A 25,601-nucleotide genomic window follows, 5' to 3' on the forward strand; every position below is an offset into this window, starting at 1 on the left:
TACCTTTCCACGCGGCGGCGCTCAGCGCTCTGCGGCGCCGATGACCATGACGTCGCTCACGTAGAGGCGCGTGCCATCGCGTTGGTCCGGCGGCAGCTTTGCGAAATGGTCCTTCAGCACCGCTTTTTTGTCCGGAGCGGTACCTGTCATCTCGATGCGCACGCGGTGGACGCCGTCGGGCAGGTCTTGCGGGTAGATCCATGGGCTGACGCGCCAGCGGTCCGCCACGCAGAAGCTGTCGAACTTCGCCGCCTCCACCGGAGGCAGGGAGTCCACCGTCACGCGGAATGTCCCGCAGTCCGGGCCTTTCAGCGAGTAAAGGCCGAAGCAGGTGCCGATGAAACTGAACTCGATGGCGTCGCCGGGCTTTTCCCCGCACCACATGAGCGGTGCGCGGGAGCCTGCGGATTTCATGGGTGGCGCATCCGCAGCCAGTTCCCGCCAGTTGCCCCGCCGGGCGAGCCCCTTCATGGGGAGCAATGCGGCCCGCTGCCATGATGCGGCATCGAGCGGTGCGGGGAGCTGGTGGGGGGCTGCGGATTTCGCGGCGGCGGAAATGGCGGGCCATGATCGCTGGATGGCGGCCAGATAGAGCGGGTGGCCGGTCTCCACGTGAGGATGCACGCCATCACCGGAAAAGATGATCTTCCCGTCCGCCGCTGGTGCGGAGGGCAGGGGAGCGGTGAAGGTGAGCTTGCCGGACTTTTCCAGCTCCGCGACCGCAGGCCCGAAGTCGATGGACGGCACGCCATAGTGGTCCGCCACCTTTTCCATGGCCTCCACCGCCGGTGGGCGGCTGCCGGCCTGGTAGAGGGGCAGCGTGCTTTTTCCGACGGTGTAGACAAAGCAGATGTCCGCCGCCGGAGCCGCCGTCCACAACTGGCGGACGATGCCCTCCATGGCACGGCTGGTCCGCTGCGGGTCCGTCGAGCCGTCATTCATCACGAACTCCACGAACAGCAGGTCGGGCTTCTTAGCCACCACCTCGCGCCCCAGCCGGAAGGCCCCGAACGCGGAGTTCGTCCCGGAAAAAGTAGCGTTGATCTCCTCCACGCCGGCCTTCGGGTATTTCTCCCGCAGCCACTCCAGCGACAACACCCGCCAACCCGCCGCCTCCGTGATGCTGCCACCCAGATAGGCGACGCGGACGGGCTCACCCGCGTCGAGCTTTGCCAGCACGTTCGGCAGGCCACCGCGCGCGCTGGTTTCCGGGATCTCTGCATGGCAGACGGAGGAGCAGATGATGGCAGCGATGGGAAAGAGTGCGGGTTTCATGGTCGGGGAACGTGGCGGAGCGGTGCGTGTTTCACCATCTATACACGGGCATCAAAAAACTCCAGCCCGCCCGTGCCGGGCAAGCTGGAGTTGGAAAATCGCGGGTGTGCCGGGATCGCTCAGATGAACTCGTTCACCAGGTTCTCCAGCATCTCCTGGCGACCGGAGGCCAGCTTCGGCTCCGGTTGGCTGAGGACGTGGGCGGAGATCTCCTCCAGGCTGATGGCCTTGGTTTCCACCTTCGCACCGATGCCTTCGTTCCAGGAGGCGTAGCGCTTGGTGACGAACTCCTCCAGCCGTCCGTCCGCACGGATGGCGGCGGCGGATTTCAGGCCACGGGCGAAGGCATCCATGCCACCGATGTGGGCGTGGAAGAGGTCCTCCGGCTCGTGGGATTCGCGGCGGCGTTTCGCGTCGAAGTTGAGGCCGCCGGTGGTGAAACCGCCGCTTTCCAGCAGCTTCAGCATGATGGAGGTGGTGAGGTAGATGTCGGTCGGGAACTGGTCGGTGTCCCAGCCGATGAGTTCGTCACCCTGGTTCGCGTCGATGGAGCCGAGCGCGCCCGCTGCTGCCGCGACGGTCATCTCATGCAGCATGGTGTGACCAGCCAGCGTGGCGTGGTTCGTCTCCAGGTTCAGCTTGAGGTGGTCCATCAGGCCGTATTCGCGGAGGAAGTTCAGGCACGCCGCCGCATCGGAGTCATACTGGTGGGTGGAGGGTTCGCGGGGCTTCGGCTCGATGTAGAATTGGCCGGTGAAGCCGATCTTCTTCGCATAGTCCACGGCGAGGTGGAGCAGTGCGGCGAGGTGATCCAGTTCCCGCTTCATGTCCGTGTTGAGCAGGGTGGCGTAGCCCTCCCGGCCACCCCAGAAAACGTAACCCTCACCGCCGAGCTTCAGCGTGGCGTCGAGCGCGGCTTTCACCTGCGCGGCACCATAGGCAAAGACCTCCGCATTCGGTGAAGTGCCCGCGCCGTGCGCGTAGCGTGGGTGGGAGAAAAGGCAGGCGGTGCCCCAGAGGAGTTTCTTCCCGGTGGACTGCTGGAGCTGGAGCAGGTGGTCGGTGACCTTCTCCAGCGCCTCGTTCGACTTCGCCAGGTTGTTCAGTTCCGGCGCGATGTCGCGGTCGTGAAAGCAGTAGTAACCGATGTCCATTTTGTCGAGGAACTCGAAGAACACGTCCGCGCGCTTGATCGCGTTCTCCACGGAGTCCGACTGGTCGTCCCATGGCATGAGGGCGGTGCCACCACCGAAGGGATCACCCAGACCATTGCGCATGACGTGCCAGTAGGCGGCTGCGAACCGCATGTGGTCGCGCATCGTCTTGCCCTCGACGAGTTCGTCGGGATTGTAGTGCTTGAAGGCGAAAGGGTTCTTCGAGGACGGGCCTTCGAACTGGATTTTCGGAATGCCGGGAAAATAGGACATGGAACGGGTACTACGGGGTTCCCACGGGACGCGCAAGGTTCCAGCATGCGATCCGGGCGGTGCGCGCATTTTTTTGGAGCAAGATGGCCGGATTGGCATAAAATGCGTCCGCTCCCCGGTAAGGCGGATCACCCCATGAAAACCGACACTCCCTACGATCCCACCGTGCAGTTCATGAGCCTGCTGGGACACCTGCCGAACGTGTGCTTCTTCGCGAAGGACCGGGCGGGCAACATCATCTCCGCCAGCGCGGCCATGGTCAGGCGCTACGGGCTGCGTTCCCTGGATGAGCTGACCGGAAGGAGCGATCGCGACTTTTTCCCCGCCCACATCGCGAAGGGGATCGTGGATGACGACCACCTGGTCATGTCCACCGGGCAACCGATCCTGGGACGGGTGGAGGTGTTGTTCGATGAGAACCGGATCCTGGACTGGTACACGACGAACAAGTTCCCGCTCTACGCGATGGACGGAAGCGTGGTGGGCGTGATGGGGACGACGCACAGCCTCAGCGAAAAGCGCGGCACATTCCTGGCGAACGCCCGTATCAGCAAGGCGGTGGAACGCATCCAGACGGCATATGCGGAGCGGCTATCCATGGGTGCCCTGGCGGCGATGTGCGGACTGAGCGAGCGGCAGTTCCGGAGGCAGTTCCAGCAGGTCTTCGAAATGAGCCCGCAGGAGTTCATCCACAAGACGCGGGTGCAGGCCGGGTGCAAGCTGCTGAAGCAGAGCGACGCCCCCATTTCCTCCATCGCCACGGACTGCGGATTCTGTGACCAGAGTTCCTTCACGCAGTATTTCAGGAGATATCTGGGCATCACGCCGCTGCAGTTCAGGAAGGGGTTGTAAGGAGGAGTAAGGAGGGTGGACAAGAGTGTCCACCCTCCTTACTCCATCCAGTGTAGGATTTCCGGGCGGAATCCCGTATGATGCCGCCGTGAAATCCAGATTCCTTCTCATCTTCTTGGCACTCGGTTCCGTCGCCTTTGCGCAGCTCCGCCCCTTGGAGGGGAATCCGGGAAATGTGTTCCTTTCCGGGCAGGAGGTGGTGGTGAAGTCAGGAGCTGCCGACGGGGGAAAGTGGATCTGCGTGGACTACGATGGGAAACAGGTCGGCGGCGGGACGGGTGCCGAGGCGAAGCTGGGAAAGGCCGGTGTCGGATACTACGAAGTCTGGCAACTGCCGGACGATGGTGCGCGGAAGGCCCGCACCACCTTTGCGGTGCTGGAACCGCTGAAGGCGCCGGTGCCGGATGACACGCCCATCGCCATCGATACCGCCGCCGCGTGGTTCTACAAGGACGGCGCGGCCTTCGGGTTCAAGGAAGCGGCGAGCCTCTCCGCGCTCGCCGGAGTGGGCTGGGTGAGGGATCGCCTGAGCTGGCCGGAGACGGAGCCGGAGAAAGGGAAGCTCGCTCCGGAGACGAAGTATGACCGGAGCGTGGATGCCTTTTCGTCGCAGGGGCTCAAGGTGCTGCAGGTCTTCCACGGCACGCCAAAGTGGGCGGGAGCGGACGCGAAGCATTTCCCGGACGACTATCGGGACGCCTATCACTACATGAAAGCCATGTCCGCCCGCTGGAAGGGCAAGGTGCGGGCGTGGGAGCCATGGAACGAGGGGGATACCTCCAACTTCGGCAGCCACACCGGCGCGGAGATGATGGCCTACCAGAAGGCCGCGTGGCACGGCATCCGCGCGGGGGATCCGGACGCGATCGTCGGGCAGAACGTCTTCGCGGAGCACCGGGAGAGCGGGGTGATCATGAACTTCATCGAGAATCTCGATGCCACCGCTTTCGATACGTTCAACTTCCACCACTATGTCCGTGGTGGCATCCCGCAGGCGTATGCCACCATGAGGAAGGCATCCGGCGGAAAGCCGGTGTGGATCACGGAGTCCTACTTCCATTTCCGGCAGGGGGTGAAAAAAAGCGATGTCGAGCTGTCCGATGGGGATCGGAAACTCCGTGCCCGTTTCCTGACGACCAACCTGGTCACCGGTCTGAACGAGGGTCCGGAGCAGTTCTTCACTTTCGTGCTGCCGCACTATCTGGAGAACGGCATCCTTTTCGGCGTGCTCAACGGGGACAACACGCCGCGCGCGGATTACGTGGCGCTGGCCGCGGCGGGCAGGTTGCTGGCGGGAGCGAAGCCGCTCGGAAAGCTCGACGGGGAGGCCTCCGCCTATGCTTTCGATGTCCGGATCGACGGCGAGCCGAAGAAGGTCGTTGCCGCCTGGTCAGGGGACGGTGCCGCGCTGCCGGCGCTGGGGGCGGAGAAGGCTTACGATTTTCTCGGACGCGAGATGACCGTTCCGAAGCGGGTGGGGGAGGATCCTGTCTATCTTGTCCTTCCCGCATCTGCTGAGCTGCCGGTGAAGCCCGCGCCGAAAGCTCCGGCGGCGGAGAAGAAAGACTGCAGCTCGCTGGTCATCCAGACCGTCTTTCCGCCCGATCGCCTGCGGCTCGACAATTCTTCATGGTTCCTCCGCGGTGCGGAGACGATGGAGGTGCCGCTGCGCGTCTATCACTTCGGGAAAGGAGAGGCCGCTGTCTCCGTCACGCTGGAGACGGACGCGGCGCTGTCCGGCACGTTGTCCGGGAACACCGCCACCATCGGCTCGCTGGGGCGCTGGGACGGGACGCTGTCGCTGAAGCTCATCGGAGCACCCATTCCCGCACGGCCCATGCTGGTGAAGATCACCGCGACCGCGCCGGGGATGGACCCTTGTTTCTCCGTGGTCCGGATCAACACGTCGCTGGGTGATGTGACGCCACTGGCTCGGAAGGAAATTGCAGTTGCGAAGGAACAGGGGAACTGGAAGCCCTCGTCGTCGAAGGCGGATCTCGGATTCGCCGTGAAGGAAGGCTCCGTGGAAGTGACGGCGAAGATGAAAGGCGGCGACCGCTGGGTGTATCCATGGCTGCCGCTGCCAGCGGGGGATCGTCCGGATGATTCGTGGGACGGCATCGCCTTCACGATCACCGCCGGCACCACGCCCGCCACCTACCATGCGATGCTCAAGGAACCGAACGGGGCCACATGGTCCATCAGTCTGCCGGATGTTCCCGCCGACGGAAAGCCGCACCGGGTGGTCATGTTGTTCGATGAGTTCAGTTGGGCGAACTACACGCCGCACGATTCCAGCGGCAAGCTGGACCGCCCTGCCATCGAGGCCATCGCCATCGGAGGGAATCCGAAGGGGGATGACTTCGGATATGCCGTGAAAGGCATCGAGTGGGTGAAGTTCGCGAAGTGAGGTGTCAGTGGCTGCGGCGCCCCGCCGCAGGCCGTGGCGACGGCGTCCCGCCGTCGTTGCAAGGGATTGGCGGAGTGAGGCGGCCTCGGACCATCGGACCCTGCGGCGGGACGCCGCAGCCACGTTTCGCCGATGTCTACAGCCCGAACTCCGCCATGTGTTTCTTCGTCACGGACTGCGGCTTGATGCCCTTCCAGTCTTCCGGCAGTGAGAACGGCTCGTTGATGTGGAAGCCGGTCTGCGCCACGTCCGCGAGATCATCCCAGTTCACCGGAGTGGAAACCGGGGCGGTCGCCCTGGCCCGCAGGCCCCAGGGCACCACGCAGGTCGCTCCCTTGCCATTCCGCAGCCAGTCGATGTAGATTTTTCCCGACCGTTTCTGTTTGCTGGCGGTGACGACGAAGCGCTTCGGGTTGAACTCCGCGATGGCACCGGCAACAGCTTTCGAGAAAGGCTTGATCACGTCCCATCCATGCACGCGCTTCAGCGGCAGGATGACATGCAGGCCTTTGCCGCCGGAGGTTTTCACCATCGTTTCCAGCCCGCGCTCCGCGAGGAAATCCCGCAGCAGGAAGGCCGCACCGAGCGTTTCCTTCCAAGGCACCGCGCTGTCCGGGTCCAGGTCCCAGATGATCTGGTCCGGCTTGTCGAGGTTCGGGAACGCCGCACCCCACGGGTGGATCTCCACCATCCCGAACTGCGCGAGCGAGATGATCCCCTTCAGATCCTTCACGTAGAAGATCTCCGTCCCATCCTCCAGCGTTTTCGTGTGCACATGATCCGGCACGTGCGTCTTGAAACTCTTCTGGAAGAACACCTGCCCGCCGATGCTATCCGGCGCGCGCAGGATGGCCAGCGGGCGATTCCGCACGTAGGGCAGCATCAGTTTTCCGACCCGCTCGTAGAACCGCGCGACCTCCAGCTTCGTGATGCCGTCGTCGGGAAAGACCACGCGCTCCGGATGGGTGATGGTGATGTTCATGATATTGAGATCCCCGGCATCCGCGGTGGCTTTCTGGATGGCATCCAGATGGACGTCCACGGCGGCCTTGTCCTCGCGGAGGGAAATGAAGCTGCCCTGGCGGATGGAGCCGTCGGCGGTGAGTTCCGCGAACTCGATCTCCGCCACCAGTTCCGGACGGATCCAGGTCACGTGCTTCTCGGGGAAAAGAAATGGGGGCTTGTCCTTCGCCAGCGGCTTCATCCGCTGCAGCAGTTCGCGGCGTCGTCCATCGGTGAAGCCGGTGCCGACCTTGCCTCGGGGGATCAGTTTGCCGCCGTCGAAGGATCCCAGCACCAGCGCGCCGAACGCGGGGCATGATCCCTTCGGCGGCGTGTATCCGCAGATGACGAACTCCTGCCGTGGGCGCGATTTCGACTTCACCCAGTCCCGCCGCAGGCCGGCGTGGTAGCGTCCGCCGGCGCGCTTGCTGATGATGCCCTCCAGCCCCAACTTGCACGCCTCCTTGAACAACGCGGGACCATCCGGCCCGGGCCATGTGTTTGAGCGGCGGACCACTCCCGTGTCACCGGGGATGAGCTTCTCCAGATGCTTCAGCCGTTCCACCAGCGGCAGCGGGCGCAGGTTCACGCCATCCGCATGCAGGATGTCGAAGGCGACGAAGACGATGCCTTTTCCCTCCGCTGTCTTCAGGGCCTCCTGTAATGCACCGAAGCGGGTCCGGCCCTTCCCGTCATGCACGACGGCCTCTCCATCGAGGATGAAATCTCCGCCAGGCAACTTTGAGAGATCCTTCGCCAGCGGTCCGAAGCGATCCGTCCAGTCCAAGCCGGTGCGCGTGAAAAGGCGGACCTCTTTCTTCTTCCGCACCGCGATCAGGCGGTAGCCGTCCAGCTTGATCTCATGCAGCCATTCCTTTCCGGCGGGTACGGCGGGCACCACCTTCGCGAGCTGCGGTGAGATGAAGCCGGGGGTCTCCTTTTCCAGATCCGGCAGCGGGAGGCCTTCCTTCACGATCTTCCGCATCAGCCAGTTCGGCTCTTCCTTCATCCGCACCAGCACATAGGCACCGGCGAGGCGGCTGCCGTTTAGGGCGAACTCCAGCTTTCCCTGTTCATACTCCTTCCGCCAGTTGCGGTGCAGCGGCTCCCACGTTCCACGGTCCCAGATGGCCACGTGTCCCGCGCCGTAGTTGCCCTCCGGGATGTTGCCCTCGAAGTCCGCGTAGCCGATGGGGTGGTCCTCCACATGCACGGCCAGCCGCTTCTCCTCAGGATCTTCCGGAATGCCCTTCGGCACGGCCCAACTGGCGAGCGTGCCATCCATCTCCAGACGGAAGTCGAAATGGTGCGAGCGCGCATGGTGCTCCTGCACCACGAACAGCCGCCTGTCCTTTGACCGCCTGCCGGTGGTCGGCTCGCGGGTCTTCGTGAAGTCCCGCTTCGCGTGGTATTTCTCAAGCGCTACGCTTCGCTTTCTTGCTGGCGGCTTTTTTGGCATGCTTGGTGGTGGTTTTCTTCGCGTGGGCCTTCTTTGCCGGAGTCTTCTTCGCGGTCCTCGTGGTCGCTTTTTTCGCGCCGCCGGTTTTCGACTTCACGCTGCGTTCCAGGTAGTCCGCCAGGTTCAGCACCTTTCCATCTTCCTCCTCCTCGTCGTCCTCGCCGCCGTCCTTCACATCATCGACGGATTTGCCGGAGCTGATCTTGTTCTCGATGAAGTCCATCAGCGCCTCCCGGTATTCGTCGTGGTAGGAGTCCGGCTTCCACTTTCCGCTCATTTCGCCGATGAGCTTTTCAGCCAATTCCATCTCCCGCTTCGCGGGCTGGTACTCCTTCGCGCCGGAGGACGGGAGATCCAGCTTCGAGGCCGCCTTGATCTCCTGGGGAAAGCGCAGCAGCATGAGGATGAGCGCGTCCTCCCGGACGAACATGGCGGAAAGATACTCGCGGGTGCGGATGACCACGCGGGAGATGCCCGCCTTGCCGGACTTCCGGAGCGCCTCGCGCAGGAGGGCGTATGCCTTCCGCCCGCGCTTCTCCGGCTCCAGGTAGTAGGGCTTGTCGAACAACAGGGGATCGATGTCCTTCAGTGGCACGAAGTCGGTGATCTCGATGGTCTTCGTCAGTTTCGGCTGCACGGCCTCCAGGTCCTCGTCCGTCAGCAGGATGAACTTTCCGTCGTCATGTTCATAGCCGCGCACCATGCGGTCCCACGGCACCTCCTCGCCGGAGTCCGCGTTCACCCGTTCATAGCGGATGCGGGCGTGGTTCTTGCTGTCCACCATGTGGAGCTGGATGTCCGGCCGGACCTCCGCGGTGGAGAGTCCGACGGGGATGTTCACCAGACCGAATGCGATGGAGCCTTTCCAGATTGAACGGGCCATGGGTCATTTTTCGCAATCACCGTGCCACCCTCATTCCGGCGGCAACTTGCCCTTGCGGACAGCTCCGGAGGACGGGCGGATGCGCCGCCCACGAAGGCTGGCATGCACCTGGGTGAACTCCGCGCCCAGCAAAAGGATGGTGGAGGAATAGTAGACCCACAGCAGGATCAGGACGAGCGATCCCGCCGAGCCATAGCTCGAGGAGGTAGCCTCCCTGCCGAGGTACCAGCCCAGCGCGAATTTTCCGAGGGAGAACAGGACGGACGTGAATACCGCGCCACCCACCACGTCACGCCAGCCGATCTCCGCATCGGGCAGGATCTTCAGGATGGCTGCAAACAGCGCGGTGATCACGAAAAAGGAAAGGATGGCGCTCAGGCCGTTCCAGAACAGCGGATGCAGTGGCAGCACGCGCGCGACCAGATCGCTGGCTCCCTGAAGGAACGCGGACAGCGCCAGGGAGGTGAGGAGGAGAAAGCCGATGCCCAGCACCATGGAGAACGAGAGGAAGCGGTCCTTCAGGACGCTTTTCACGCCGCGCCCCGGCTTCGGCGAGATGCCCCACACCGTGTTGAGCGCATCCTGGAGCTGGCCGAACACACCTCCCGCGCCGATGACCAGCAGCACCAGCCCGGTGAGGGTGGCAAGAAGATTGTCCGCGGGCTTCCGCGTATTCGCCAACATCTCCTGGACCGTGGCCGCGGCCGTTTCCCCCATGCTGGATTTCAACTGATCATCCAACACGCCGTTCGCCGCATCGTCACCGAAGAAGATCCCGGCGATCGATACGGCGATGAGCAGCAGTGGTGCCAGGGAGAAGATGGAATAGTAGGCCAGCGCGGCGCTCAGCCTGGGTACATGATCGTCAAAGAACTCCTCGCCCGTCCGGCGCAGGGTGATCCAGAGTTCCTTCATTCCGGAGGATTGGGGCGAATCAGGCTGCCGGGCTGAGATGGACGCCGCGGAGCCGCTTCAGGAAATCGCACGCGTCCTTCCACCAGTCGTTGAAGGCGCTATAGTCGTGGTCCGACACCATCCGTTGGTCGGAGCCGTCATCGAACGAGAAGACGATCTGCCTGGAATTGCTGGTGCAGTAGCAGAACGTCACGCTGCGGATGAACTGGCCTTCCTCGACGGTGAGCTGGAGGAAACGGTTGATGATCGGGTTCTTCGAGTAGGTATGGAGTCCGCCCGACGAAATTGCGGCCCGGCGGCTGCGGGTCGGCTTGGGAGAGGTGGATTTCATTGGCGTTGAGGCGATCATGTCCGCGCGGCAGTCGCTCGTGGCGTGCCATGTTGGGAACTCAGCATTGGTGAGGAAAACGTCGCGACAGTGGTGCTGGTGGATGTGCAAATTGCGACTGCCGTCGTGCAATACGATCCGGCCCGGTAATCACCCATTGATGATCTCACCACCGTTCGGGTGCATGACCTGGCCGGTCATGTAGGAGGAATCCGCCGCAGCCAGGAAGAGGAAACATTCCGCGCACTCCCACGGTTGGCCGACACGGCCGAGGGGGGTGTCGGAGCCGAAGGTGGCGACCTCATCCTCCGGAAAAGTGGCGGGGATGAGGGGAGTCCAAATGGGGCCGGGCGCGACTGCATTCACGCGGATCTGTTCCGGTGCGAGTTGCTGGGCGAGGGAGCGGGTGAAGGAAACGATGGCCCCCTTTGTGGCGGAGTAGTCCACCAGTCCCGGACTGCCGCGGTAGGCGGTGACGGAGGTGGTGTTGATGATGCACGCGCCGGGTGACTGCCGGAGATGGGGAAGAGCCGCCTTTGTCAGGAAGAACATGGAGAAGACATTCGTGCGGAAGGTGTCTGTGAGATCCTGTTCCGTGATGTCCATGATGGATTTCCTCGGGTGCTGCTCGGCGGCATTGTTGATGAGGATGTCCAGCTTCCCGAAAAGGGAAATCGTTTCTTCGATGGTGGAGACGCAATTGCCCTCCACGCCGATGTCGGTGGCCAGCACTTCGCAGCGGCGGCCCATGGTGCGGATCTCCATGGCGGTGTCATTCGCGTCGTCATCCTCCTCAAGATAGACGATCATGATGTCCGCGCCCTCCCGCGCGAAGGTGAGGGCGGTGGCCCTGCCGATCCCGGAGTCCCCGCCCGTGATCAGGGCCACCCTGCCAGCCAACCGTCCGCTTCCTTCCGCACCCGGCTGGAGGGACACGGGTTGCGGTGTCATCGGCCTTTGTTCACCCGGTTGGAGATCCTGGTGCTGTGGCGGTAGCTGGGCCTCTCCGGTGGAGGCTCCCTGGTCCTTGGATTTGTTCGGCATGGCACCCCTTTTCGCAGGCGATGTGCCAGCGGGGATCAACGCCTGCGGCGGACCAGCGGGATGACCCCGAGTGCCAGCAGCGCGGCGGATGCGGGTTCCGGGATGGCCACCAGGGACATGTTGTCGAAGTAAAGGGTGCCAACAGTGCCGGATCCCGTTGCGGCGAGCACCGTGAGGTTCGAATTGCTGAAACTGGTGGTATTGAGGAATCCACCGATTGATCCGCTGTTTGACCAAACCCCTGCCTGGGAAGCCGCCACCGACATGCTGGATGCACCGTTGATGTAAGTGACGACCACATTGACGTAGGCATCGTCGGTGTCGTTGTCGTCCAGAGTTGCGGAGTACTCGCCGAAATCATGAAGGTCCACACGATTTGCCGCGGCGGTTGTGGCGTTGTCACCACGGGCGGCGAACAGGATGAGCCGGTTCGAGCTGTTCAGTCCGAGCCCGATGGTGATGCCCTGCGCGGTGGTGGTGGTGTTGCGGAACAGGATGCGCGGAATGGCGGCGTTGTTCGCGGTTGCACTCATGCTGGTTATCGCCATGTCAAAGGAGAAGATGAGTGTCTCCTGTCCTACGGTGGTGGTGTTGAAAGTGGGGACTCCGGCGGTGCTCATCACCAGTTGCGCGGCCACGTTGCCAGTGGTGGAGGTGTCCACCACCTGGATCGCGCGGGATCCTCCGGGGCCGCTGGTTCCCATGGTGGCAAGAGCCGCACCGCCACCATTCAGCGCAAAGGTAGGGGTGGGATCGGTTGTGAAATCGGAGTTGAAAATGACCACCGCGTGAGCCCCGGCGGAAAGGGCGAGCATCAACAGGGCATGGGTCGCAAGCGAGGATCTCAATGACATTTCAAAGGGGGCTGGGTTTCCCAAGGGGGCTGGGTTTCCCGACCCACTAACCGGACTTCGCGGAAATGTCGATGTGATTCTGGCAAACCACGGGTTTTCCGTGGCGGCGGATCACGCCAGGTCCGTCAGCGCGCTGTCCGCGTCGCCGAACTGCTGGGTTTTCATGCCCATGCGCTCCATCACCGCCATGTGCAGGCGGCAGAGCTTGCGGTTCTCATCCTTGCTGTAGTCCAGCATGCGTCCGCCGCGGATGGTGCCGCCGCCGCCACCGGCCATCAGCACGGGGAGCTGGCGGGAGTCGTGTGCGTTGCCGTCCCACAGGCTGGAGCAGAAAAGAATCATGCTGTTGTCCAGCAGGGAGCGTTCGCCTTCGTTGGTGGCCGCCATCTTCTGCAGGGTTCCGCAGAGCAGCTCCATGTGGTACTCGTTCACGCGCTGGTACATGTCCAGGCGCTCCGGGTTTCCCGCATGGTGGGAGAGTTCGTGCTGGCCGCCCTTGATGTTGCCCAGAAAGCCGAAGTTCATCTGGGACAGGTCGTTGTTCAGCATCATGGTTGCGATGCGGGTGCGGTCCATCTGGAAGGCCAGCACCATGATGTCCAGTTGGAGCTGGAGGTGCTCCCGGACATCCACGGGGATGCCCGCGGCGGGGCGTGGGAAGGTGGGGGCCTTCACGCTGGGCTGCCAGCCCGCGCCGTTCGTCTCGATCTTGCTCGCCAGGTCCGCGCGCTCGATCCGTTGCTCGATCTCGCGGACGGAGGTGAAATACTCATCCAGCTTCTGGGCGTCGCGGCGGCTCACCTTGGCGCGCAGCGCGTTGGCGTCGGAGAGGACGGTGTCCAGCACGCCCTTGTCGCGCTTGCGCTGGCTGCCGTCGTCGAAAAGCTGGTCGAACGCCTGTTGGGGGAAGATTTCCTTCGGGGCAGGGGTGGTGGGGCTGCTCCAGGAGATGTAGGCGGAGTAGATGGAGGTGAAGCCACTGTCGGTTCCGTAGTTCGGCCCCTCCGTGCCGAGCACGATGCTGGGCATGGGGGTCCGGCTTCCCAGTTCCAGGGCCATGAGCTGGTCCATGGTGGTGCCCACCTGCACGTCCGTGGTCGTCTGCTTCACGGTCAGGCCGGAAAGGACGTTCATCTTCGGGTAGTGGCCGCCGGGGCCGGCGACGGTGGTGGGGTTCCAGAGCCCCTTGAAAACCAGAAGCTTGTCCTTCACCGCTTCCAGCGGGCTGAGGGTCTTCATCAACTCCAGCCCGTTCGGGCCGTTGGTCGCGCCCCAGTGGTGGGGGTTCACGCCATTTCCCATGAAGACGGCGGCGAAGCGGCGTGGCGCGCCTTTCGCCGCAGGGACGGCTGCCCCGGCCTGTCCGGCGACGGTGCTGCCCCATGCGTTCATCGACTCCAGCCACGGCAGCCCGAGCGCGACACCTGCTCCACGGAGGAAATGTCGGCGGGAGATGCTGTGTCGGCGTTCGCTGGGAAGATTCATCGGCGCGGGATGCTACGGCCAGCAAGGCCCGGTGCTTTCAAAAGAACAAGGCGCATTTTCAATCCCGGGCTGCCCTGATAAGGGACATTCCATGACCACGCACCGTCCATTCCTCCCGTCCGATCTCGACGCCTGCACGGACCTCTTTGTCGCCACCTTCGCGCAGCCGCCGTGGAGCGAGACATGGGGGCGGGACGTCGCGCTCGCCCGGCTGGCGCAGTTGGCCGGGACGCCCGGATTTTACGGAGTGGTGGCCGAAGGGGAGAAGGGACCTGTCGGCTTCGTGATGGGAATCTCCCAGCCATGGCCCGGCGGGAACCACTACTACCTGCAGGAGGCCTGTGTCGATCACCGGTTCCAGCGGCAGGGCGTGGGCACCGCGCTCATGGCTTGGCTTTCCGCACGTGTGGAGGAACAGGGAAACCGGCGCATCTATCTGCTCACTGCCCGCGATGATGTGGCGGAGGCATTTTATTCGAAGATCGGCTTCTACACGAGTCCGCGGATGATCCTGATGGCGCGGCGGTTCGAATAGCACTCAAAATGGTAGGGTCGGACCGGCCCCGGTCCGCCGTGGCTGTCGGCGGAAAGGCCATGGATTCTCTCCGCCCTTCCGGGTTTCATGGTCGGCTGCGCCGCATCCTCATTCCCACTGGCCGAAGGGATTCTCCTTTTCCGCCAGTGGCATCTCCACCCTCGCGCCGCCGCGGACGTGGGAGGCCATCACGGCGGAGATCATGGCCACGGTCATCGCGCCGGAGGCGGCGGAGCAGAGTGGCTGGCGGTCCGCGTCCCGCATGGAGGCGATGAGATCCTCCGCCGCGGCGAAATGTCCGCCGACTTTCCGGCCCAGCTTTTCGATGGGTTCGGGCACGCCGATGCCGCCGGTACTGATGGGTACCCAAGCCCGCGGTTCCTTTGACATCACCACCGGGTTGCCTTCCATGATGTGGGCCAGCGGCTCGACATCGATCCGCAGGTCGATGATCCCCTTCGTGCCGATGAGCTGGAGTCCGAAGGCTCCTTCCTTCGTCCCCGTGTTGGCGATGGAGTCGAAGAACACCGGCACGCCGGACGCCGTCTCATAGCGGGCGTGGACTTCATTTCCGGCGGACGGGCCGCTGCCTTCCTTGCCCTCCGCCACATCCGCCTTCACCACAGGCTTTCCATCCTGCAGCACGGTGGCGGTGCAGGACACCGGATCTCCCGTGAAATACACCGCCAGGTCCAGCACGTGGGAACCCAGCACCCACAGGTCCAGCATGCCGCCACGGTGGTCTTCCTTTCCCCGCGCGCGGATTTCCAGCAGGCGGCCGATCTTTTCTTCCTCCACCAGCGTTTTCACCACCGGCAGGACGGGGTGGAAGCGGTTGCGGTGCGCCACGGCGATCTTCACGCCCTTCGCATCCGCCGCTTTGACGATCTCTTCCGCCTCCCGCAAGGTGGGGCAGAAGGGCTTCTCGATGTAGATGCCCTTCGCCCCGGCGGCTATGGAGGCCATGGTCATGGCATGGTGTTCCGCCATATGCCGCGGAGCCACGGAGACGATGTCCGGTTTCACCTCGGCCAGCATCTCCCGGTAGTCCTTGAAGCCCTTCACTCCGGGCAGGTTCGCTGCCGCTTTCTGCAATCCTCCCGCATCCGCCACGCCCACGATTTCCACGCCCGGAACCTCCAGCCACATCCTGTCCAGTCCGTGGCCGTAGTCACCCATGCCCGTGTGGCCGATGACGGCGACACGGAGCTTTTCTCCGTCCTTCGCGCCCGCCGCAGCCAGGGCCGCCGCGGTCATCAACGAAGTCTGCAGGAAAGTCCGGCGTGTGGTGCCTGTGGAATTCATCATGACTCATCTAAACGCAGGCGGTCCGCCATTCCATACGCAAAGATGCATGATCTGATTGTCTCGACACCCGGATGGGATGCATGGCATATCCAGCGGGAGTGGACCATCGGTCCGCGGCCCCCATATTTTCTTCTAACAAATCCGGCGCACGCACGTTGGAGATACACCACCAGGAAACATGAAAGCATCCCCACTGAAAGCATACCTCTGGCGTTCCGCCGCCATCGCAGCAGCCCTCCAGACCGGAAATCTGATGGCGCAGGAGGACGGCGGCGCGCCGGCGAAGCCGAAAGCCCCGCCATCCCTCAGCGCGGAGGAGAAGCAGGCGTCCCTGGAGATCCTCCCGCTGCCGGGTGAGATCCTCTCGGTGCTGAAGACCGCGAAAGCGGCCGACTGGGCCGCCGCGGCGGAAGACGCCCGCAAGTCGTCCGAGCTTGCAGGATCGAAGGACAGCCGCCTCGCCGCCATCGGCCTCGGTGTCCGCGTGGCGGACGCTTTCCTCGCCATCCAGGCGGAGGACACGAAGCTGCTGGATGTGGCTTCCATCGAGATCTTCCAAGCCGCCGCGAAACTGGGTGCCTCCGAGGAAGTCCTGGCCCACGCCGCCGACATCAAGGCGAAAGCCGCCGGAGGAAAGTGGAAGGAACTCACCGGGCCGCTGGACCTGACCTACCAGGACGCTCTCAAGACAATGGAGGAGCTGGGCGACACGGACTCCGCTTCCGTGGCGCTTATCGCTGGCTGGATCCGCGGTGTGGAGATCTTCGCCGGACAACTGTCGAAGTCCTACTCCCCGGAAGCCGGAAAGGCGCTCCGCCAGATCTCCCTGCTGGACACGCTGGAGGCGAAGTTCAACGCACTGCCGCAGGCAACGCGCGACACGGCGGAGATCGCCTCGCTGGGCAAGGGGCTCGCCGCGCTGAAGCCGCTCGTTTCCGTGGCGGAGAACGCGACCGTTTCCGAGGAATCGACCAAGAAGATCGCCGAAATCGCCAAAGGCGCGCTGCCGGACAAGTGAACCACCCCGCACCAGAACCACTTTCCCAACCGACTCCATGAAAACTTTCCGTAACCACACCCTCCGTTCCCTGTTCACCGGTCTGCTGATGGCCGCGCTGCTCTGGATGCCCGGCACGGCGGACGCCTCCGTGAACGGTGCGAAGGTCCGCGCCGCGCAGATGTTCCAGACGCTGGCGGGCCAATACTCGCTGAACGTGCGCCCCGCCTACACCTACGGCCTGCTGAAGCGCGGGCAGTCCATCGTCATCCGCACCACGCTCCACGCTGGGAACAACTACATCCTGGCCGCCGGTGGCTGCGAGGATGCCTATGACGTGGACATCGCCGTGTTCGATGGCAACGGCAATCTGGTCGCCAACGACTCCGACCTCCAGCCGGTCGCGGTGGCCCGTGTCACGCCCATCTACACCGGGACCTTCTTCGTGAAGATCACCATGGCGAACAGCACCTACAACGGCGCCCATTACGTGCTCCAGTACGCGTGGTATTGATTCATCCCATCTGAACCGTGGAAGGGAGGGCGCGGGTCCTCCCTTTTTCCTTAATGCCTCCGTCCTCCGCCATCACCGCGCGTGCCGCCTCCGCCTCGTTCGAGGATCCGGTGCTGCAGTCGGTCTACCTGCATCTGGCATGGCTGGCGGCAGGGGAGGGGGAGACGCTGGAAGCGTTCTGCCGCTACACGGAGGAACGTATCGGCATGTTCCTGCCTGCGGCACGGGCGGCACTCGTTTCGGAAGTGATGCTGCGGCGCGCGGAGATCCCCGCCAGCGTGGAGCCACCTGCCGCGACGGAGCACCAGATCTACCTCACGGTCAACCTGGTGGAGGCAGCCGCCACGCTGCCTTCGCACCTGTCCGGTCCGATGTCGGAGAAGATCGCGTCGCTGGGGTGGACCCGGCCATGGCTGGAAAAGGTGGCGGCTTTCGTCGGTGGGGTTTCCACGGGGAGTGATGGCATCCTTTCATTTTCCAGTAATCCGGCGCGGGACGGACACACCGCTTTGCGCGGACTGCCCGGTGGGACGCTGCGGATGCTGGAAAGCGGCGGCCATTGGTTCGTCCGGCACGATTGTCCGGAGCCGCTCGTTTTCTCCGGCCTGCGCTGGCCCGCGCGGCACAGCCAGTGGCTGAAGGAGTCGGACCACATCCTCATCGGCGGGGAGGAACGGCTGGACCTGTCCGCCGTCACCGCACTCGCGGCGGCGAAGTTCTTTCCCGACCTGCATGTCGTTCCAGATGCCGGCGGGCTGGCAGTCTCTTTTTCCGCGGAGAGTGCTCTGGCGCGTCTGTCGTGGGATAACGGATGGTTCCTTACCCCGCATGACACCGTCCTCGTGAACGGCCGTAGCATCACGGGGGCGGTGCCCGTCCTGCCTGCGGATCAGCTTGTCATCGGCGGGCGGAAGATCCCCGCCGCACGCCTCATCCGCTGTGCCAGTCACGGGGAGCGTGGCGGTTGGTCGCTGCATCTGGATCATGCCACGCTGCGCTTTCCCGACGGGCAGTCCGGGCTGGACGACATCACGCTGGCGCTGGAGTCCGGGGACTTGGTGGCCGTCATGGGACCCAGCGGCTGCGGGAAATCCACGCTGATGAGCGTGCTGTCCGGCGGGCTATCCCTCACCTCCGGAAAGGTTGGCATTTTACCGGCGTCCGTCCGTCCGTCCTTCGCGCTGGTGCCGCAGGACGACGTGCTTTTCGCGGAACTCACCGTTACGGAGAATCTCCGCTACGCCGCCGCGCTCCGCACGACGGAGGCCGCGCCCGATATTTCCGGCACGCTCGCCGCCGTCGGACTGGAGGCGAAGGGTGCGCTGCGCGTGGGCAGCGTGACGGAGAAGGTCCTCAGCGGCGGGGAGCGGAAGCGCCTCAACATCGGCCTGGAACTCATCGGGCGTCCGGATGCCCTGTTGCTGGACGAGCCGACGTCCGGGCTCTCCAGTGCGGATGCGGAGGGTGTCATGAAAATCCTCCGCACCCGGGCGGACGCGGGCGTGCTGGTCATGGCCGTCATCCACCAGCCATCGCCGGAAGTCTTCGCCAGGTTCGACAAGGTCATCGTGCTGGATGTCGGCGGACGGCTCGCATTTTTCGGCACGCCGGAGGCGACGCGGGATTACTTCGGCATCCATGCGGCGGGCGCGGTGCGGCAGAACTGGGGGCCTGACGGCATCCTCGACTCGCTGGTCGGCAGGCGGACCACGCTAGACGGCGGGGCGCAGCGGCGGAATTTCGACCCCGCATTCTGGAAGCTCCGCTACGCCGGTGCCCGCCATGCCTACGAGCCTCCGCTCATCCGCCGGGAGGATTCCGCCGCCGCTCCGGAAACGGCCTCCGCCGGGAAGCCGTGGGCCGGCGTCACCGCGCTCACATTACTGCGGCGGGAGTCGCTGCGGCGCATCCGTGGCTGGCGCTCCGTGGCGGCTTCTTGCGTTATCGCCGTGGTGCTCGCGGCCATCGTCGCCTGGGTCTGCCGCATTATCACGGGGGAGGGGAATTACTCCTTCACCGCGAACCGGCATCTGCCCGCGTTCTGTTTCCTGAATGTCATCCTGGTCCAGTTCCTCGCGCTTTCCTCATCCGTGCAGGAGCTGGTGAAGGACCGCGCCCACCGGCTGCGCGAGCGCTTGTTGAAGATACCGGGCACGTTCTGGCTGCTGGCAAAGCTCCCCGGTCTGGCACTCCAGAGCGCCCTCCAGGCCGCGCTGGTGGTGTGGACCGGCGCGTGGATCATCGGCCTGCCATATGGAAAGATGGAGCTGTGGCTGGCCCTCACGCTGGCCGGGTGGACCAGCGTCGCGCTCGGGCTGTTCGTCTCCGCGCTGCCGGGCATCTCGGAGCGCGTGGCGCTGGCCGCCGTGCCGCTCATGCTGGTGCCGCAGATGATCCTCTGCGGGGCCGCGCCCTTCGATTTCAGGGACCTCTCCCACCTCCATTGGCCGAACGCGCGACCTGTCATCCCGGACGACGAGGCGGCGCCTCCGCCGTGGCCCGCACAGGCCATGCCTTCCCGCTGGGCCTACCAGGCCGCCATCTGCGGGCTGCGCGACCATCCCTCCATCATCACGAAGGAGGAACTGAAGCCGCTTTTCAAAACCTACAACTTCGCCCGCTCCTTGGTGGATGTCTGGAAAACGGATCCCGCGGCTTTCCTCGGCCGGTTGGAGGAAAAGACCGGCCGCCGTCTCACCGAAGCGGAGGTCCGCACCGATATCGCCCGCTTGGTCCTCAATGACAAACGGTCCGCGAAGGAGGTGGCGGACACCTTCGGCCCGTTGGTGCCGGACACGTCTTTCCTCAAGCCCATCCGCAACGAATTCTTCCTCGAATACGCCACCTCGACCTTCCCTGCGGTGACCTCCCTGCTCGGAAAGGAAGTCAAACCGGCGGAGGAGGCCCGTTGGAACATGGGCCGCCTGGGCATCGTCCTGCTCCTCGCCGCGTCTCTGGTTATCCAGATTTCCCCACGCGCGCTCCTATCCCTCATCCGCCGCAGAAAGCCATGAAATCCGCCGCTCCCTATCGCACCGACTGGCACTGGGGACCCGTCCGCTTCGACGGCCTCTTCGGCCTGCGCGGCACTTTCCTCTGCTTTCACCGCCACCTCGCGGCGGACGATCCGGACGTCACCGTGGACCCGGCCAAGCCCATCCTGCCGCTTGAGCCGGAGCAGGGGGAGGGCCTGCCGGATTTCGTGGTGAGGAATTGATGAGGAGGCAGTAAGGAGGGAGGACACTCCTGTCCTCCGACGGTATTGGCGAATCACAAAAGACTTACCGAAAAGTCGCAAGTGCGCAAAGAACACAGAGAGAAATGACCTCCTTCAAAATTTCGCCGGATTCGCGATCTGCTTTCTTTTCTTTCCTGAAAACTGGAAACTTCTCCTTCTTGTTTCGCCAATGCCGCCGAAGGACAGGAGTGTCCTTCCTCCTTACTGGCGCGTCGCGCCTTCCCCATCCTCTCTCCCATGCACCCTGAACTCGCCGATCTTCTCCGCCGCCGTCTTGCCGTGATCTCCGACCATGCGTGGCGGGACCGGGATTCCGAGGGGCATCTGGAAGCTCTCAAGGAGGTCTCGGAAGGGATTTCCGCTTGGACTCTGGAGAATCGCTCCCAGCTCGACCCGCAGCTCCGCCATTACCTGGCGAACTGCAGCTTTGACAAGGCCTTGGCACACATCGGAGGAGTGTGAGGAAGTTCCTCCCGGACTCCGGAAAAATTCTTTTCCAAAATCCGGGCCGCTTGCTACGTATCACCCCACAACATGAAACTTTTCGCGAATTTCCTCGTGGTCGGCGGTGCAGGTGTCTTCGGCTACTTCGCCGAGCCTTCCCTGCGCCTCGAACTCACCGGCCTTTCGCCCACGGCACCACCTCCTCCACAGCAGCCCGGAAACCAGGAGGAAGTGTATCTTTCGCGGGTGGATCCCCGGGTGTATGCGCCGGAGCAGCTTCCCAAGGAAGTGACTCTCAAAAAGGAGGCCGAACTGACCGACTCCTCGTCCGGCCTGAAAATACCCGTGCCCACCGGCACCAAACTGAAACTCCTCCGTCTCGGGCAGGGGACCCTCATCGTAGGCACGGGTTCCCCGAACATCGAGGGAGAGGTGGAGATCCAGAATACGGACGTGCGTGAGCAGTTGATCGGGGTCGCCCCCACCGCTCCTTCGCCGGTCGCCGCCCAGGCGCAGACGATGGACGGGCAGCCTGCCGACGGGCAGTCCACCGCCCCGCAGGACGGGATGGCGAAGAATGAGTCCTCCGGAAACATGGCGGGTGGAACGCCCGACAATACCGAAACCGCATCCAACGATGCAAAGAATGACGCCCCGACGGACGGCACCAACCCGGCCCTGAAGCCCGGGGACGCTCCTGCGGAGCCGACCGGTGAGTTCGTTTCCATGTCCGCGGACGAAATCGTCCAGACCATGCAGGACAGCCTCAAGGGGGCCACGATCAAGGACATCAAGTTCGACCAGGTGAGCGAATGGGCCGGCGGCGAGCCGGAGGAAGTGGACGGCAAGAAGTTCAACACCGGAACCATCAGCTACAAGGCGCAGACCATCCTGGGCCTGAAGTCCCGGAAGGCGAAGGCCTATATCGTGGGTGGCAAGGTCGTCCGCTGGATCAACCCGACGAGCGGCACGGAAATCCAGTGATGGCCGGGCTGTCCGACGGGTTCGGGGTGAACCGTCACCCGCTGGCGAGGCCGTTGAAGCGGGCCGCCATCATCGGGCTGCTTGCTGTCTTGGGCCTTTTCGCGCACATCACTTACACGATCCACCAGGTTTCTTCCACGGTTGATCCGATCGACAAGCGCCTCAAACAGCTCTCGTCGCAGAGCAAAGGGGAACCCCAGCGTGGAGCTTCCGGCGCATCCTGGAGCACGACCTACCGCTTTCCGGAGGAACGGATGAACCGTGAGAGCCACGATATCATCCGGGATGCCCTGAAATCCCATGGATGGGACATGCTGGAGGAATTCACCGCCATCCTGCCGGACAATCTCATGGGAGGTTACCTGATCCGGGCGGAAAAATGGGGATACACCTACGTCGCCCATCTTCCGAAATCGGGGGCCGACCTCCGGATTGAGGTGGCGGAATCCGGGGAGCCGCAGGTTTCCCGGCCTGCGGAGGAAATGGAAATCACAGGTCGGTGAGATTTTCCGGGCCGGACCCGCGTAATCTCGCTATCCTCGCCGCGCCCCTGGCCGCCCGGGGTGCCGAATTTTCACGATCCTGCATGATTTTCCGCTCCGGAACCCTTCTCGTCACCGCCATCTCCCTCACCGCCGCACATGCCGCCGAGACGGACTGGCAGCCGGTGCGTCCCATCATGGAGAAGTATTGCTTCGAGTGTCATGGTGGAAAGAAGACCAAGGGGGGGGTGGACCTGAAGAAACTGGCGGAAGACCCGAAGGTGGCCGGCAATTTCGAGATGTGGGAGAAAGTCGCGGAGGCCATCCATGGTGGTGACATGCCGCCGGAGGATGATCCGCAGCCCGCCTCGGCGGAAAAGGAACTGATCACGAAGTGGCTGGACGGCTCCCTGGCATCCGCCGCAAAGGCGAATGCCGGAGATCCCGGTCCGGTCACCGTCCGCCGCCTGACAAACGCGGAGTACGACAACACCATCCGGGCGCTGACCGGCATCGACTATGGTCTGGCGAAGGATTTCCTGCCGGACGGCGGTGGTGGTGAGGGTTTTTCCAACGTGGGGGACGTGCTTTTCGTCAGTCCCCAGCAGATCGACAAATACCTGTCCGCCGCGCGGAAACTGACGGAGCATGCCGCCATCCTGCCCGGGCGCGGCGTCATGTTCCAGGAAACGAGGGTCGGCCTGCGCGGTCCGCTCCAGTTGAAGGACCAGGCGGAGCGTTCGCTCTACGTCTGGTACCAGAAGATGGCGGAACCCCACATCCCGAAGGACGGGGAGGACATGCGGGAGGGCGACTACATGACCGCCTGCTGGAAGTTCAAGCACCGGGAGAAAACCGGCGCTGAATCGCTCGATCAATTGGCGAAGGAAGCAGGGCTTTCCTCCGCATTCCTCTCCAACTGGTGGGAGATGCTCAACAGCGACAAGGTCAAGTCCCGCTTCCTCGATCTGACCCGTGTTGCTTGGCGTGAACTGCCCGGCCCGGATGAGGGGAATCTGAAGGCGGTCCCCGCCGCCGTCGCAGCGAGGATCTCCGCGATCCAGGCGGAGCGGAGGTCGTGGACCAATACGGACGGTGCACTCGGCTGGGTGCGCACCCAGCGCCGCCAGCAGGACTCCGACGGACTGCGGGCGTATGAGATGACCACGCCCATCAAACCGGGGCAGCCGATTCACCTCGTCGCCGGGGACACGGGCGATGGCAGCCGCGGTGACATGGTCATTATCGAGAAGATCGCCATCAAGCGGAACGGCAAGTTTGAGAACTACGTCACTTGGCTGAAGCGCCGCATCGAGGGGAACACCACGCTCATCAAGCAGCTCGGGGAGAAGCCGGACGCGGACTCCGCCCGCATCGCCGGACTGAAGAAAGCCGTGGAGGAAGGGGAGAAGGCGCTGGCGCTTTTCGGAAAGCATCCGCTCGGCAAGCCGCTGGAGCCGACCATGCTGGTGTTGCAGGCACCGGTGGTCGTCACACTGCCCTTCGGGGAGGAGGCATCCGTGAGCGTGAAGGGACGCTTGGAGATGTCCGGTCCTGAGGTGGATTTCGCGACCGTCCAGTTCACCGCCACGGGCATGAAGCCGCCGGATCCCACCAAAATCATCCCTGGTGCGTTGGTGATGTGGAAGCGGCAGACGGAGGCGGCACGCGGCACCATGGGTGATTTCAGCAGGATGAAGCTGATCTTCCCGGATGAATACGCCCGCCGTCTGGAACAGGTGGCGCGGAACTACCGCTTCAAGGACGGAAAGAGTGATGGAGTTTATTATTTCAGCGACGCCCAGCTCAACAGCTTCATCAGCGTGCAGGAGCAGGACCGCATGCGGCGGATGCTGAAGGACTGGCGCATCCTGAGTCCGAAAAATCCTGACGCGAAGATCCAGAAGGAGTGGGACCAGTCGGTGCAGGGGCATCTCCACCACTTCGCTTCCAGGGCATGGCGCAGGCCGTTGTCAGCGGAGGAAAGGACCGGCCTGAACGCCATCTACGATGAGGCACGCAGCCGTGAGCTGGACCGTGAGTCCGCCGCGCGGGAGGTGCTGATGCGCGTCTTCATCTCCCCGGATTTCATTTTCCGGCTGGAGAAGTCGGACCAACCCGGCGTCCATCCGGTGGATGCGTGGGAGCTGGCGTCCCGCCTGAGCTACTTCCTCTGGTCGTCCAGCCCGGATGATGCCCTGCGGAAAGCGGCGGCGGATGGATCCCTGCTGAAGCCGGAAGTGCTGGAGGCCCAGACGAAGCGGATGCTCGCCGGGAAAAGCTCCGCCGCTCTGGCGGAGGAGTTCGCCGGGCAATGGCTGAAGTTCCATAATTTCACCAAGCACTCCACCGTGGATGCCGGGAAGTTCCCGGAGTTCACGCCGGAACTGCGGGCCGACATGCACCGCGAGACGAAGGAGTTTTTCAGCCACCTCATCCGCAACGACCGCCCGGTGAAGGAGATCATCCTGGCGGACTACACCTTCCTCAACGAGCGGCTGGCGAAGCACTACGGAATCCCGGGCGTTACCGGAGGTGAGTTCCGGAAGGTGTCCGTATCCTCCCATCACCGCGGCGGCATCCTGGGCATGGGCAGCGTGCTGGTGAAGACGTCCTTCCCGCAGCGTACCAGCCCGGTGCTGCGCGGCGACTGGCTGCTCCATGCCGTGCTGGGCATGCCGACTCCGCCCGCGCCCGCCGATGTCCCGCCTTTCCCGGAGCACTCCGACAAGCCGATGACCGTCCGCGAGAAGCTGGAGTCCCATCGGGCGGACAAGGCCTGTGCTTCCTGCCATGACAAGATCGATCCGCTGGGCTTCGCGCTGGAGGGCTTCGATGCCCTCGGCCGCTTCCGCGACAAGGACGAGAACGGACTGGCCATCGACGACACCGGCTCCCTCAAGGACGGGACCAAGATGGAAGGTATTGATGGTCTTCGCAACTACCTCGGTCAGCACGACCGGGAGTTCAACCAGGTACTCGCCCGCAAGCTCATCGGCTACGCCCTCGGCCGCTCCGTCCTGCCAAGCGACAAGGTGCTCATCGAGGAGATCGCTTCGTCGCTGAAATCCTCCGAAGGGAAATTCTCCACTGCGGTCCTGGCTGTTGTCCGCAGCCCGCAGTTCCTCAACCGCAGGAACGAGTGATCCATTCCCGACCGTTCCT

The 25,601-nt window shown here is 63.8% G+C and carries 21 protein-coding genes; 11 read left to right on the plus strand and 10 right to left on the minus strand.

Going from position 1 to position 25,601, the window contains the following annotated elements:
- Nucleotides 1-21: 21 nt before the first annotated feature.
- Complete coding sequence (locus tag OVA24_RS09995) at nt 22-1,275, minus strand: SGNH/GDSL hydrolase family protein (RefSeq protein ID WP_267675071.1); 1,254 nt, start codon at nt 1,273-1,275, stop codon at nt 22-24.
- A 119-nt stretch (nt 1,276-1,394) separates the two neighbouring features.
- Nucleotides 1,395-2,702, minus strand: a complete 1,308-nt coding sequence (xylA, locus tag OVA24_RS10000; protein WP_267675072.1) for a xylose isomerase — start codon at nt 2,700-2,702, stop codon at nt 1,395-1,397.
- 135 nt (nt 2,703-2,837) lie between these two features.
- Here xylA and OVA24_RS10005 point away from each other — a divergent pair, with 135 nt between their 5' ends.
- Nucleotides 2,838-3,554 carry an AraC family transcriptional regulator gene (locus OVA24_RS10005; protein ID WP_267675073.1) on the plus strand — a complete coding sequence of 239 codons (717 nt, stop codon included), beginning with the start codon at nt 2,838-2,840 and terminating at the stop codon, nt 3,552-3,554.
- An 88-nt stretch (nt 3,555-3,642) separates the two neighbouring features.
- Nucleotides 3,643-5,964 carry a hypothetical protein gene (locus OVA24_RS10010; protein ID WP_267675074.1) on the plus strand — a complete coding sequence of 774 codons (2,322 nt, stop codon included), beginning with the start codon at nt 3,643-3,645 and terminating at the stop codon, nt 5,962-5,964.
- 136 nt (nt 5,965-6,100) lie between these two features.
- On the opposite strand, the gene ligD is transcribed toward OVA24_RS10010, so the two are convergent.
- The 7 genes from ligD to OVA24_RS10045 all read right to left on the minus strand — a co-directional run bounded on the left by ligD (nt 6,101) and on the right by OVA24_RS10045 (nt 13,934).
- The gene (gene ligD, locus OVA24_RS10015; RefSeq protein WP_267675075.1) at nt 6,101-8,425 is read right to left on the minus strand and encodes a DNA ligase D; all 2,325 of its coding nucleotides are present in this window, start codon (nt 8,423-8,425) and stop codon (nt 6,101-6,103) included.
- The gene (locus OVA24_RS10020) at nt 8,382-9,308 is read right to left on the minus strand and encodes a non-homologous end joining protein Ku (protein ID WP_267675076.1); all 927 of its coding nucleotides are present in this window, start codon (nt 9,306-9,308) and stop codon (nt 8,382-8,384) included. The genes ligD and OVA24_RS10020 overlap by 44 nt, the downstream gene beginning before the upstream one ends.
- 30 nt (nt 9,309-9,338) lie before the next feature.
- Nucleotides 9,339-10,223 carry a YihY/virulence factor BrkB family protein gene (locus tag OVA24_RS10025; RefSeq protein WP_267675077.1) on the minus strand — a complete coding sequence of 295 codons (885 nt, stop codon included), beginning with the start codon at nt 10,221-10,223 and terminating at the stop codon, nt 9,339-9,341.
- 19 nt (nt 10,224-10,242) lie between these two features.
- Nucleotides 10,243-10,554, minus strand: a complete 312-nt coding sequence (locus tag OVA24_RS10030) for a hypothetical protein (protein WP_267675078.1) — start codon at nt 10,552-10,554, stop codon at nt 10,243-10,245.
- Nucleotides 10,555-10,701: 147 nt separating this feature from the next.
- A complete protein-coding gene (locus tag OVA24_RS10035; protein ID WP_267675079.1) occupies nt 10,702-11,595 on the minus strand; it encodes a glucose 1-dehydrogenase in 894 nt (297 codons plus the stop codon).
- 35 nt (nt 11,596-11,630) lie between these two features.
- Nucleotides 11,631-12,449, minus strand: a complete 819-nt coding sequence (locus tag OVA24_RS10040; protein ID WP_267675080.1) for a PEP-CTERM sorting domain-containing protein — start codon at nt 12,447-12,449, stop codon at nt 11,631-11,633.
- Between the two features lie 111 nt (nt 12,450-12,560).
- Nucleotides 12,561-13,934 (minus strand): DUF1552 domain-containing protein, encoded by a 1,374-nt coding sequence (locus tag OVA24_RS10045; protein ID WP_267675081.1) that lies wholly within the window; start codon nt 13,932-13,934, stop codon nt 12,561-12,563.
- 91 nt (nt 13,935-14,025) lie between these two features.
- Between OVA24_RS10045 and OVA24_RS10050 the strand changes: the two genes are divergently transcribed.
- Complete coding sequence (locus OVA24_RS10050; RefSeq protein ID WP_267675082.1) at nt 14,026-14,469, plus strand: GNAT family N-acetyltransferase; 444 nt, start codon at nt 14,026-14,028, stop codon at nt 14,467-14,469.
- A gap of 108 nt (nt 14,470-14,577) precedes the next feature.
- Here OVA24_RS10050 and OVA24_RS10055 read toward each other — a convergent pair whose 3' ends face one another.
- Nucleotides 14,578-15,777 (minus strand): Gfo/Idh/MocA family protein, encoded by a 1,200-nt coding sequence (locus OVA24_RS10055; protein WP_267675083.1) that lies wholly within the window; start codon nt 15,775-15,777, stop codon nt 14,578-14,580.
- A gap of 178 nt (nt 15,778-15,955) precedes the next feature.
- Here OVA24_RS10055 and OVA24_RS10060 point away from each other — a divergent pair, with 178 nt between their 5' ends.
- The 8 genes from OVA24_RS10060 (at nt 15,956) to OVA24_RS10095 (ending at nt 25,582) form a co-directional block, all read left to right on the plus strand.
- Nucleotides 15,956-16,795 (plus strand): hypothetical protein, encoded by an 840-nt coding sequence (locus tag OVA24_RS10060; RefSeq protein WP_267675084.1) that lies wholly within the window; start codon nt 15,956-15,958, stop codon nt 16,793-16,795.
- A 37-nt stretch (nt 16,796-16,832) separates the two neighbouring features.
- Nucleotides 16,833-17,288, plus strand: coding sequence for a hypothetical protein (locus OVA24_RS10065; RefSeq protein WP_267675085.1), 456 nt, complete (start codon nt 16,833-16,835; stop codon nt 17,286-17,288).
- A gap of 53 nt (nt 17,289-17,341) precedes the next feature.
- Nucleotides 17,342-20,302 (plus strand): ATP-binding cassette domain-containing protein, encoded by a 2,961-nt coding sequence (locus tag OVA24_RS10070; RefSeq protein WP_267675086.1) that lies wholly within the window; start codon nt 17,342-17,344, stop codon nt 20,300-20,302.
- A complete protein-coding gene (locus OVA24_RS10075; protein ID WP_267675087.1) occupies nt 20,299-20,505 on the plus strand; it encodes a hypothetical protein in 207 nt (68 codons plus the stop codon). Before OVA24_RS10070 ends, OVA24_RS10075 begins: the two co-directional genes overlap by 4 nt.
- 258 nt (nt 20,506-20,763) lie before the next feature.
- A complete protein-coding gene (locus tag OVA24_RS10080; RefSeq protein ID WP_267675088.1) occupies nt 20,764-20,988 on the plus strand; it encodes a hypothetical protein in 225 nt (74 codons plus the stop codon).
- A gap of 72 nt (nt 20,989-21,060) precedes the next feature.
- A complete protein-coding gene (locus OVA24_RS10085; protein ID WP_267675089.1) occupies nt 21,061-21,954 on the plus strand; it encodes a hypothetical protein in 894 nt (297 codons plus the stop codon).
- Complete coding sequence (locus tag OVA24_RS10090; RefSeq protein ID WP_267675090.1) at nt 21,954-22,457, plus strand: hypothetical protein; 504 nt, start codon at nt 21,954-21,956, stop codon at nt 22,455-22,457. Before OVA24_RS10085 ends, OVA24_RS10090 begins: the two co-directional genes overlap by 1 nt.
- Before the next feature lie 83 nt (nt 22,458-22,540).
- Nucleotides 22,541-25,582 (plus strand): DUF1592 domain-containing protein, encoded by a 3,042-nt coding sequence (locus OVA24_RS10095; RefSeq protein ID WP_267675091.1) that lies wholly within the window; start codon nt 22,541-22,543, stop codon nt 25,580-25,582.
- Nucleotides 25,583-25,601 lie beyond the last annotated feature (19 nt).

The sequence above is a fragment of the Luteolibacter sp. SL250 genome (assembly GCF_026625605.1).
In the GTDB taxonomy this organism is placed as follows: domain Bacteria; phylum Verrucomicrobiota; class Verrucomicrobiia; order Verrucomicrobiales; family Akkermansiaceae; genus Luteolibacter.